Consider the following 10,972-nt stretch of genomic DNA (forward strand, 5'->3'; position numbering starts at 1 on the left):
TGAAATGAATCACCTCACCCGCACACCGGACTCACGGGGAGATGAAGGTGTGCCCACCGAAGAGGTCGCGGTAGTCCCACCACGGGTAGCCGTTTGTCACTTCACGGAACCCGCCAATCTCCTCCAGGACCGGAGCGACGTAAGACTGCTTAGCCATGTCTCTCACCTCCTTCCTAATAGAACTGGTACCACAAGATAGGCGCAGTCAGCGCCTACTGGCCCCCGCAATAGGCGGCAGTTGTTGTTCTCTGCCCCAAGCCTGCGGGCCGTGGGGTCACGCTAACACGCCGGCGGAGAAGCGGCCAGATTCGCGATGAGATGTCCGATGACGGCCTCGATATTTTTTTCTGCTTTCGACAGCCCGGGCCCTAGAAGAATGAGGATGTGCGCGCGAATACCATGCGCTCCACTATCTGTCATCCCCCTTGACTCGGAGCGGAGTGCTTATTGACATGATGCGACGGCGGTTCTGATGACGGTATGCATCTTTCTCAATCCGCCTCGCAATGAGAGATCGGTCACATTGTCTGCGGCAGACTCCCTGTGATAGTCCGAAATCATTCTTCCGCCGGCCTCTTGGCGCCTCATGTCGTGCTGGGTCTTCCATGCGATCGGGCCGAAAGACCGAGGTCGTAGACCTCCGGATGTCGCGCGACCACCCGTGATCTTGTTCTTCCGCTCGGACGTTGAATCGTGATTGGATGGTGTGACATGCGACGTGGCGATGGAGCCCGTTCGTCGCTCCGTGCGCTGCTGGGTCTTCTGAGGGGCAATGGCGGACTTCTCGCAGCCGGGATCGTCGTCAGCCTGCTGGGAGCCGCCGCGTCGTTGCTGCTTCCCGTTGTCGTGAACCGTCTGGTGAAGGAGGTCGGCGGCTCCGGCGGGACGTCTCTGATCCCGCATGTTCTGCTGGCATGCGCGATCCTCCTGGCCGTAGGACTTCTCAGCGCGCTGCAGCAATATCTCCTCTACCGCATGGGGGAGGGCATTGTTTTCAACGCCCGGCGGAAGCTGATCCGTTCGTTGCTGCGGCTGCCGATCCGTGAGTTCGACGAGCGCCGAAGCGGCGACTTGGTGTCTCGCGTCTCCAACGACACGACAGTCATTCGCCTGGCATTGACCCAAGGGGTCCTCGCGAGTGCCGGCGGAATCGTCACCATGGTGGGCGCGCTGGCCGCACTGCTGCTGCTCGATGCCTCACTCTTCGGGCTGACGCTGGGGATAGCCGCAATTTTCGCGATACTCACGACTGGGATGTCGCTGGGCGTCAAGAAGGCGAGTCGCGAACTGCAGGAAAGCGTCGGTCAGCTCACCTCGGCGCTGAGCAGGGCGATTGTCGGCATCAGGACGATTCGCGCCGGGAATGTGACCGATCCCGAAGAGCGGGCCATCATCCGCACCGCCGATGACGCGCGCAAGGCGGGGTTGAAGGTCGCAAGGATCACAGCGCTCCTGGAACCGATGTCGCTCCTGACCATGCAGGCCGCTGTCCTGATGGTGCTGGGGGTCGGCGGCCTCAGGGTCGCGGCCGGTCAACTCGCCATCGGCGACCTGGTGTCGTTCCTCATGTACGTTTTTCTGCTGATCGCCCCGCTCGGACAGATCTTCTCCGCCTTGGGGTCCCTGGGCTCCTCGATGGGTGCGATCGATCGCATTCGGGAGATCACCGAGCTGCCGAGCGAGTCCGACGATCACGGGGTCACGTGCACGTCCAAGGGGCGCGCAGGAGCGGCGAGCGTCACGTTCAGGAACGTCACCTTCGATTATCGGGCCGCGGCCGTGAACGGCTCCTCGCGGCGGGGCGCGCTCTCGGATGTGTCCTTTCATATCGATCCCGGTCAGCGAGTCGCTCTGGTCGGCCCTTCGGGAGCGGGCAAGACCACCGCCCTCAGCTTGATCGTGCGCTTCTACGATGCGACTTCCGGTCAAATCCTCATCGACGGCGTGGACATCGCAGGTCTTCCTCACGAACTCGTGCGTGACCGCGTTGCGTACGTCGAGCAGGACTCGCCGGTATTACCGGGGACGATCCGCGAGAATCTCACGCTCATCGCGCCGAAGGCCACGGACGCCGACTGCTGGGACGTCCTGGACGCCCTGGAGCTCGGAGAGAGGATTCGGGTCTCGACCACGAGATTGGACACTCCGGTCGGGGAGTTCGGCGCCACCCTGTCGGGTGGAGAGCGTCAGCGGCTTGCCGTCGGACGCGCGCTTCTCGCACGGCCCCGGCTCCTCCTCCTCGACGAGTCGACGGCGAATCTCGATGGACGAACCGAGATGCTCGTCCGCCGGGCGATCGCGTCGGCGGCGGACAACTGCACTCTCGTGATCGTGGCTCATCGCCTCGCGACCGTGCGAGACGCCGATTCCATCATCGTCTTGGACGAGGGCCGTGTGTCGGCGCAAGGCAGCCATGATGACCTGATGAAGGAGAACCCGCTGTACCGGGAGCTCGCCCGTAATCAGCTCCTTGTCGAGTGAACGCGTGCGCCGGTTCGCGGGTGGCTGCACGTGTTCGATCGCAAGACGCCTAGGCGCGTGTTCAACGTGTCGACTGGACGAGGTTGCTCTCGTAGGCCGCGATGACGAGGTGCGCGCGATCTCGTGCCTGGAGCTTGCTCAGCAGGTTGCCGATGTGGGTCTTGACGGTTTTGATCGAGATCGTGAGCCTCGTCGCGATCTCGTCGTTGGAGAGCCCGCGGCCGACCAGGGTGAGGACCTCGGTCTCCCGTTCGGTGAGACCGTCCAGGCTCCCCGGCTTCACGACTGCCGGCTGGGCGATGTAGGCCTCGATCAGGCGTGTAAGGACACTCGGGGCGAACAGTGACTCGCCCTGATGCGTTCGGCGAATCGCGTCGAGGAGTTCGTCCGGGTGGGCATCCTTGAGGAGAAAGCCGCTGGCGCCGGCTTGCAGGGCGGCGCGGACATACTCGTCGAGCTCGAACATCGTGAGAACGATGACCTTCACCGACTCAGTGCCTGGGGCGGCCATTATGCGGCGGGTGGCTGCGATTCCATCTGTGCCCGGCATTCGGATGTCCATCAGCACGACGTCGGGATGGAGCTCAGCGGTGAACTCGACCACCTCATCGCCTGTGCCCGCCTCGCCGACCACCGTCATGTCGTGATTGGCGTTGATGACGGCGGCCAGGCTGTGACGCAGCAACGGCTGGTCATCGGCGATGACGATGCGAATCGGGATTTCGCGGTCACTCATGACGTCCGAGCCTCGGGAATTCGGGCGGTGACGCGAAACCCGTTCTCGACGTGCTCGGCTCGAAAGGTCCCGCCGATGGCGGCGACGCGCTCCCTGAGCCCCTCGATCCCATGCCCGGCTCCAGGGTGAGGTGTCCATCCGTCCACAGGGCCTTCGTCCCATACGCTCGTGACCACCCAGTCGCCGTCGCGGCGCACGTGCACGTTCACGCTTGTGGGTCCGGCATGCCGAGCGGTGTTCGTGAGGGCCTCACGCACGATGGAGCAGACCGTGAGTTGCGCCCCGGAGCTGATGTCATCGATCTCGCCGACCCTGAGAGTGACGGTCGGGCCTGCCCTCTCGGCATCCTCGATGATGGCCGGCAGGTCGTGAAGGGATTCCGCGGGCCGCAGAGGTGCGGTCGTGCCGGTCGAGTCACGCAGCACGTTGAGCATCCGGCGTAGCTCCGTCGTGGTCTGCCGTCCGATGCGCTCGATGTCCGACAGCGCCGCGAAGCTGTCATCCTCCGCGCCGGGATAGCGTGCCGCGCTCGCCCGGACAGTGATCAGGCCAAGGCCGTGGGAGACGATGTCGTGCAACTCGCGAGCGATGCGGAGTCGTTCGGCCTGTGCCGCGCGTTCGCCGGCCCATGCCGTCAGGCGCGCTTCGTACGCGATCCGCTGCCGGCGTGCGTGAAACAGCGCCCACACGGTGACCGTCAACGCCAGCGCGGCGATGACGACCGGGAGGACGACCGCGGCGGTACCTCCGCGGCCGACCGCGAGAAGAGCAAGCAGGAGCACGACGAGGACGGCGATGGCCAGTGGCCAGACTCGCCGACTGCGCTTCGGAAGTGCCTGACCCGGCCCCATCCCCCAAGTCTAAGGACTCGCTCCCGGATGAAGCATCAGTCCTGGGTCCGAGAGACCCAGGTCCGAGCCGCGAGACGATGTCCGGTCTTCGGCCCGATGACTGGAGGTCATGCTCCGGGTTCACATGTGAACATGATTACGATCGACAGCCTCGTCAAGCGGCGCGGTTCCAAGGAGATTCTGAGCGGCATCAGCTTCCAGGCCCGCCCCGGAAGAGTGACCGGTTTCCTCGGCCCCAACGGAGCGGGCAAGAGTTCCACGCTGCGGATTCTGCTGGGCCTGGATCGAGCGACCTCCGGCACGGCACTCATTAATTCTGTCCCGTTCGTGCAGCTTCGTGATCCGCTCGCCACGGTCGGGGCCATGCTGGACGGCTCCGGCGCGCATCGGGCGCGGACGGGCCGGGCACACCTGCGGTGGGTGGCTCGCTCCGCGGGGCTGCCGCGTACGCGCGTCGACGAGGTTCTTGACATCGTGGGCCTGACGAACGCCGCATCGAGGCGGGTCGGCGGCTACTCCCTGGGCATGGGGCGTCGCCTCGGGCTGGCGGCGGCGCTGCTCGGAGACCCGGAGATCCTGATCCTGGACGAGCCGGTGAACGGGCTGGACCCGGACGGCATCCGCTGGATCAGGGCCTTCCTCCGCGAACACGCCGCGTCCGGCCGTACCGTGCTGCTCTCCAGCCACCTCATGGGGGAGCTCGCGGAAACCGTGGATGACGTCGTGGTCATCAACGAGGGCAAGGTCGTGGCGGATGGCACCCTCGACGAGATCACCGGCTCTCACCGCACTCTGGAGGACGCGTTCTTCGCCCTCACCACCGGGGGTGCGCCATGAGGGCGCTCGCGGCGGAGGCGTCGAAGCTCGCCTCGTTGCCGACGGTGTGGATCGCGATGGCCGCCGGGGTGCTCGTGCCGAGCGTGATCGCCGCAATCACCGCGTCGTCGACCCGCAGCACGATCACGCGCGGCGCCGCGACGATCGCCGGGCCCGACACCGGTTATCAGGAACTGGCATTCGGCGTAGTTGGTGCGATCATCCTCGGTGTCGTCGCCATCAGCAGCGAGTACTTCACCGAGAGCGCGGAATCCGGAGGCGGGCGTCAGATCACCACCAGCCTGACCGCCGTTCCCGCCCGCCTTCGGTTCCTGCTCGCGAAAATCCTCGCGGTCGCGATCGCCGGCGCGGTACTCGCGGTCATCGCGTCAGGGACCACCATGGGCGTCGTCCACGTGGTGCTCGGCGAGCACGCTCCGGCAATGGGAGCGGACGACGTTCCACGGCTGGCCGGTGTCGTCTGCTACTGGGTGTACACCGCGCTCCTCGCCTTCGGGATCACCGTGCTCACCCGTCACGGGGTAGTCCCGCTCGCGGTGCTCATCGCGAATACCTCGGTCGTCACCGTCACCTATCTGCTGACCAAGATCACACCGCTGGCGAATTACCTGCCCGACATGGCCGGGGTCCGCATGTTCATCCCGAGGCTCGCCGACAACACCGTCGAGATCAGCCCGCTCACCGGAGGACTGGTGATGACCGCCTGGGTGGCGGTGCTGCTCGTGATCGCCGCCGTCGCATTCACGCGGAGGGACGCATGACCGCCCCTACGACGGCGACTCGCACCCGTGGCCGGGAAGCCGCTCAGGCGCTCGCGGCGGAAATGTCGAAACTCGTGTCTCTTCCGGCGACCTGGCTGACGCTCGGAGGCACTCTGGTGGTGAATCTGATCCTCGCGATCGCGTTCACGATCGCCGGGCTCCAGGGCTCCACCGGCACCAAGAGCGCCATCGACATCGGACTGGCTTCGATCAGCTACGCGCAAGCCGGCTTCGTCATCCTCGGCGTCCTGACGGCCTGCTCCGAATACATCGGTGGGCAGATCCGCACCACGCTGACCGCGATGCCCCGCCGCGCCCTTCAGTTCACCGCCAAGCACCTCGCGTTGGCGCTAGTCGTGTTTCCCGCAGCGGCGATCACGGCTGTGTCCGGAGTCGTGCTCACGGCTGGTGTGCTCGGCGACACCGCTGCGCCGGTGACCTCAGGTCGTGTCGCGGGGGCGCTGAGCGGTGTGACCGCGTATCTCGCGCTCACAGCGTTGATCAGCGCCGCCGTCGGTGCGCTCGTGCGCCGGACTCTTGCGGCAGTCGTCGTCCTGCTGGGGTACTTCTTCATCGTCGGACCGCTCCTGCGTGATCACACCCCTGCGGCGAAGTACCTTCCGGACAGTGCCGGATTCGCCATGTGGTTTCCGGTAGCGGACGACGCGAGCGCGGTGACACCGGCGCAAGGCGCCCTGCTCCTCACGGCTTGGACCGTCGCCCTGATCGTCTTCGTCGTCATCGGGTATCGCCGTTGGGATATGTGAAGCACGGTTCCCCAGAACCACTGGTGAGATGGCCGGTCGAGGCCGTCGGCGAGCGCGATCACGATTTGCGGCTGGAGCGCAAGGGCGCTGGGGGTGATCCGGGCATTGCGGAGTTGGGGAGTCGTCCTTCACGCCCCCATGTCAACAGAGTGGTTGACATTGCGTGACATTGGTGGAAATCATGCAGATGTTCCCGGCAGTCTCCGTTAGCGGAAGCGTGCTCAGGGGTGCTGCCGCGTGTCCGTGTTCCTCCCTGCTTCGCACATATCGCTGCCGAGGAGTGCGGTCAACCAGCTCCATGACGACTGGGTAAGGGGGTACCGCTCTGTCACACCCTGAGATTGAGGGATCCGATCGGGAAAACCGTCCCTCATGAATCAGAGGCGGAGTCGAGGCCGAACCACCTTGGCTCTCTACGGGGTTTCAGAACCAGGGGGATGATGACCAATGGCGATGCCACTTCTCGATCCTGTCCCGAGGAAGGAAGAAGAGCGCGGGACTGCCCGCCGGGGAGCCGGTGACATGAGAAGGCATTCTCAACAGGAGAGGCTGGGGCTCGACGCGTCGGTACGAGCGGGGAGACTCGGGCTGCGTCTTCCAGTGGACCTGACATTCGAGTCATGGCAGAGGATCGGCAATCAGTTATGCGTCATCGCGAACTCCTCCACCTGGTGGCTGGGCGACTGGCTCGTCTACGGTGAGGAGTTCTTCAGCGACCGGTACCGGATGGCTATCGCAAAGACATCCTTGTCGTACAAGACCCTCCGTAACTATGCATGGGTGGCCCGTAAGTTCCCAATGTCCCGTCGACGGGACACGCTGAGCCTGCAGCACCACGCGGAGGTGGCCGCCCTCACCGAAGACGAGCAGGAGTTTTGGCTCACGCGGGCGGAGAAGGAAGGCTGGTCGCTCAACAGGCTGCGCAGGGAGATACAAGCAAGCCGCGGCTGCGGCCAGGACGCGGACACGGTGACGGTGACCATCTCCGTCGAGGTCTCGTCGGAGCAGGAGGAGCGGTGGAAGGAGGCGGCGCAGGTCGCGTCCGTCCCCTTGCCCGAGTGGATCACCGCGACACTCGACCGAGCCGCTGTTCAGGACCGCGATACGAGGTAGCTCTTGGTCGCCGGCGACAGGTGGGCGGAGGACGTGGCTCCCGATACCCGTCGCCGGCCGGTCCGATCCTCCGGCGGTCCCCATCCGCGTTTCACTCCGGGCTCTGCGCCGTCGCGCCCGGTGAGCCGGAAGTCATGTAGGCGGCGGCCTGCAGTGTGTACATCTCGGCGTACAAACCCCTGTCCGCCATGAGGCTGTCGTGCGTCCCACGCTCCAGGATGCGCCCATCCTTCAGCACGAAGATCTGGTCGGCGTGCCGGACGTTGGAGAAACGGTGTGAGATGACGATCGCGGTGCGACCCCGCAACAGCTTCCGCAGGTTCTCCAGCAGCGCGTGGTCGGCCTGCGCGTCCAACGCCGACGTCGGCTCGTCCATGATCACGAGGTCCCGGCCCCGGTAGAAGGCGCGGGCGATGGCCAGGCGCTGTCGCTCACCTCCGGACAGCGCGGTGCCGCCACCGAACTCCGGGCCGAGCGGGGTCTCGTACCCGCCCGGCAGTATGTCGACGAATTCTCGCGCGCCCGCTTCGTCGACGGCCGTGCGGACGGCCGTCTGCCCGTCCGGCCGCGTCGTGTCCCCAAGTGCCACGTTCTCGGAGACGGAGAAGTGGTAGGTCATGTGGTCCTGGAAGACGGTCGTCACCTGGTCGCGCAACCCCTCACGGGAGAGCTCGGAGGTGTCCGCACCGTTCCAGAACACGGCGCCCGACGAGGGCTCGTACAGGAAGGCCAGGATCTTCGCCAGCGTGGTCTTGCCCGAGCCGTTCTGGCCGACGAACGCGACTATCTGGCCGGCTCGGATGGTCAGGTCGACGTTGCGCAGCGCCGGCCGGGCGGTCTCGGGATAGACGAAGCCAAGGTCGCGCACGCACAGCTCACGCAGCGGTCCCGGCTGCGCGCCCTGACGGCTGACCAGGCTCCTTCGCATGAGCTGAGCGTAGAAGGCGTGCTGGTCGTCGAGGAACAGCCCCGCCTCGGACAACTCGGCCAGCGGACCGCCCAGACCGGCCATCGCCGTCGCCAGCCTGCTCAAGCTGAGCACGGTGGTGAGCACCGTCGAGGTGTCCATCGCCCCGGCGGCGTAGAACCAGGCGAGCACGGTCACGACCACGCACAGGATCAGGCCGAACGCCAGCACTCCCAGCACCTGTCTGCGCCACTGCCCGCGCAGAGTCTTGCGCAGTTCCGCGTAGCGCCTGCGGGTCAGGAGGTCGTATCTCTCGGCGAAGTGCTCCGACAGGCGGAAGGAGCGCACTTCCGCGGCGGCCTGCCGGCCGGTGATCAGCATGCCGACGTACCTGCGCATCCGCTCAAGCGGGGTCATCCTGGTGAAGAAGGCGAATCGGTCGCCGGCGAGCTTGGAGCTGACGACCGCGATCGGGGCCGCGGTGAGCGCCATCACCGGCAGCAGCCATGGCTCCAGCACGATGAGCAGCACGGTGAAAGCGGCTACCTGGAAGGCGGAGGCCAGCAGGCCGTTGACGCCCCTCACCACCTGCCGCGGTTTGCCGTCGGCGGTCTCCTCCGCCCGGCTGATCCGGTCGTGCACGACCGCGTAGTCGAAGTCGGCGAGGTCGAGCTTCGCGATGGCGGCGTGCATGCGGCGGCTGCTGAACTGACGCACCCGGTCCACGAGCAGCTCGTTCAGCGTATGACGCAGGTTGCCGAGAACGAGCGTGACCAGGGTGAGCAGGACCGCTCCCGCAAGCCACGGGATGAGCGTCCTGGTCGCCTGGGCGGGGCCGTCGGAGGACCCGAGGAAGACCCCTACGCTGCCGCGGAACAGCAGCAGCAGACCGACGCCGAGCAGGCCCTCGACGGCCGGCAGGAGGATCACCCCTGTCCAGAACAGCGTCGCGTCCGCCTGCCTGCTCAGCCTGAGGGCGGCCATGACGGTGGCGGCGGTGCCGGAACGGCTCATCGCTTCCCTCATCGCCATGCCGGCGGCTTCCCCCTGCTCCACGGGGCTCGCTGGAGAGCCCTTCATCGGCGTTCGTATCCGAGCAGGTCCAGCAGGTGCCCGTGGCGGTGCTCGAAGGCGCGGACGGCAGCCTCGGAGTACGCGGCCCGCCAAGCGCCCGACCGGCCGTCACGGAAGGTGAACGACGCTCGGTTGAACAGCGACTTCGCCAGCGTCGCCGGATCCGCCTCGGCGCCCAGGAACGCGACGACCCGCTCGACCGCCGCCTCTTGGAGCTCGAGGGTTCCGCCGCCGTCGGGGCCTACCAGTTCCTCGAAGGAGACCCTGCACACGGCCGGATGCGCGGCCAGCCAGCGACTGCTTCGCAGTTCCGAGAGTCCGGGGAACTGCTCGTCCTCCAGGGCGTAGGCGATCTGTTCGTCGAGGTGGGGAAGAGAATGGAGTATGTCGCTGTAGAGGCCGAAGCGGACCAGCTTGCCGATGCCCTGCGGTCGCGTGTCGGTGAGGAAACGCACCATCGACAGAAGGCTGTCGCGCGGGTCGCGGTGCAGGAACAGAATGCGTGGCTCACCGCCCGCGCGCCATTCATGGATGAATTTGCCGTACACCCGCGCGAGGTCCATCTCGTGCACGAACCAGCAGGTGTTCGGAGGAGTGTCGGAGAAGGTACCGGTGGCGGTGCGCCACAGGGTCTTCTGCGCGAGCTCGCTGAGCATCGTCTCGTGCGGATAACGGGAGGCCAGCGGGACGCCCAATCGATGGAGCCAGGCCCACATCACCGCCGTCCGGGCCACGTCGGTCAGCCGCGCGAAGCGCTCGGGGTCCTCCGCGACCCGCATCAGGAGCAGTTCCTCTTGGTCGTAAACCTGTGAGACGAGATTCCACGAGGCGTCCTCGTCAAGAGTCATGCGCTCGTCCGGTGACGTCTTCACCTCTCCCTGGAGGCCGTACCCGAGAGCGAGCATCAATTCCTTGATGAGATGGGTGCCCGCTTTGGGAGGCGATACCACGACGACTCTTGGAGCACGGGCCATGAAATTTCCCTCCTCATAACGCCCTACAGCAATACCACGGTCCGCGCCGGGCTGAAAGGCGGATAGAACTCGGCGTGAAAATTCCGGGATAATACGTCGGCGACTTCACCGGGTCAACCCTCCTCATGTGTTAGTGCAAGAATGGGATTTTTGAAAGTCCGTCTCGATGAGAGGTTGCTCACATTGTCGGGAGTTCCGGTCACATGTGATATTTCGGAACGACCGCTTAGGAGAGGAGAAAAATGCAGACGACAGATCTGGCCAAGGCGTGGAAGGACCCCGGTTTCAGCGCCACCCTCACCGCTGAGCAACTGTCCACCCTTCCCGCGAACCCGGTCGGCGACCTCGCCGACATCGCCGACTTCGCCAACGAGGGCGAGGTCCAGCCGATCATGATGTCTTGGGCTCCGTGCTGGATCACCTGGAGCAGCGACACGAATTGCTGCGCCTACTGACGCGGCAAGGTGAGAG

General features: G+C 65.7%; 11 protein-coding genes. 6 read left to right on the forward strand and 5 right to left on the reverse strand.

What is annotated here, in order from left to right; genetic code table 11:
• Positions 1 to 31: 31 nt before the first annotated feature.
• Complete coding sequence (locus FLW16_RS00365) at positions 32 to 157, reverse strand: lasso RiPP family leader peptide-containing protein (protein WP_142556472.1); 126 nt, start codon at positions 155 to 157, stop codon at positions 32 to 34.
• A 554-nt stretch (positions 158 to 711) separates the two neighbouring features.
• Here FLW16_RS00365 and FLW16_RS00370 point away from each other — a divergent pair.
• Positions 712 to 2,481 (forward strand): ABC transporter ATP-binding protein, encoded by a 1,770-nt coding sequence (locus FLW16_RS00370; protein ID WP_142556473.1) that lies wholly within the window; start codon positions 712 to 714, stop codon positions 2,479 to 2,481.
• A gap of 61 nt (positions 2,482 to 2,542) precedes the next feature.
• Here FLW16_RS00370 and FLW16_RS00375 read toward each other — a convergent pair whose 3' ends face one another.
• Together FLW16_RS00375 and FLW16_RS00380 are read right to left on the reverse strand one after the other, a co-directional pair.
• Positions 2,543 to 3,217, reverse strand: a complete 675-nt coding sequence (locus FLW16_RS00375; RefSeq protein ID WP_142556474.1) for a response regulator transcription factor — start codon at positions 3,215 to 3,217, stop codon at positions 2,543 to 2,545.
• Positions 3,214 to 4,068: a sensor histidine kinase gene (locus tag FLW16_RS00380; RefSeq protein WP_142556475.1), complete on the reverse strand. Its 855-nt coding sequence runs from the start codon at positions 4,066 to 4,068 to the stop codon at positions 3,214 to 3,216. Before FLW16_RS00380 ends, FLW16_RS00375 begins: the two co-directional genes overlap by 4 nt.
• Before the next feature lie 132 nt (positions 4,069 to 4,200).
• On the opposite strand from FLW16_RS00380, the gene FLW16_RS00385 reads away from it, so the two are divergent.
• The 4 genes from FLW16_RS00385 (at position 4,201) to FLW16_RS00400 (ending at position 7,546) form a co-directional block, all read left to right on the forward strand.
• Positions 4,201 to 4,905, forward strand: coding sequence for an ABC transporter ATP-binding protein (locus FLW16_RS00385; RefSeq protein ID WP_142556476.1), 705 nt, complete (start codon positions 4,201 to 4,203; stop codon positions 4,903 to 4,905).
• The gene (locus FLW16_RS00390; protein ID WP_142556477.1) at positions 4,902 to 5,666 is read left to right on the forward strand and encodes an ABC transporter permease; all 765 of its coding nucleotides are present in this window, start codon (positions 4,902 to 4,904) and stop codon (positions 5,664 to 5,666) included. Before FLW16_RS00385 ends, FLW16_RS00390 begins: the two co-directional genes overlap by 4 nt.
• A complete protein-coding gene (locus FLW16_RS00395) occupies positions 5,663 to 6,433 on the forward strand; it encodes an ABC transporter permease (RefSeq protein WP_142556478.1) in 771 nt (256 codons plus the stop codon). The genes FLW16_RS00390 and FLW16_RS00395 overlap by 4 nt, the downstream gene beginning before the upstream one ends.
• Positions 6,434 to 6,880: 447 nt before the next feature.
• Complete coding sequence (locus tag FLW16_RS00400) at positions 6,881 to 7,546, forward strand: LmbU family transcriptional regulator (protein WP_260614718.1); 666 nt, start codon at positions 6,881 to 6,883, stop codon at positions 7,544 to 7,546.
• Positions 7,547 to 7,637: 91 nt separating this feature from the next.
• Here the strand turns inward: FLW16_RS00400 and FLW16_RS00405 are convergent, their stop codons facing one another.
• Complete coding sequence (locus FLW16_RS00405; protein WP_185949187.1) at positions 7,638 to 9,467, reverse strand: ABC transporter ATP-binding protein; 1,830 nt, start codon at positions 9,465 to 9,467, stop codon at positions 7,638 to 7,640.
• Positions 9,468 to 9,529: 62 nt separating this feature from the next.
• Positions 9,530 to 10,306, reverse strand: coding sequence for a hypothetical protein (locus tag FLW16_RS00410; RefSeq protein ID WP_142556480.1), 777 nt, complete (start codon positions 10,304 to 10,306; stop codon positions 9,530 to 9,532).
• 437 nt (positions 10,307 to 10,743) lie between these two features.
• Here FLW16_RS00410 and FLW16_RS00415 point away from each other — a divergent pair, with 437 nt between their 5' ends.
• Positions 10,744 to 10,956: a mersacidin/lichenicidin family type 2 lantibiotic gene (locus tag FLW16_RS00415; protein ID WP_076431873.1), complete on the forward strand. Its 213-nt coding sequence runs from the start codon at positions 10,744 to 10,746 to the stop codon at positions 10,954 to 10,956.
• The last annotated feature ends 16 nt before the right edge of the window (positions 10,957 to 10,972 follow it).

This window comes from Microbispora sp. KK1-11 (assembly GCF_006874435.1).
GTDB lineage: Bacteria > Actinomycetota > Actinomycetes > Streptosporangiales > Streptosporangiaceae > Microbispora > Microbispora catharanthi.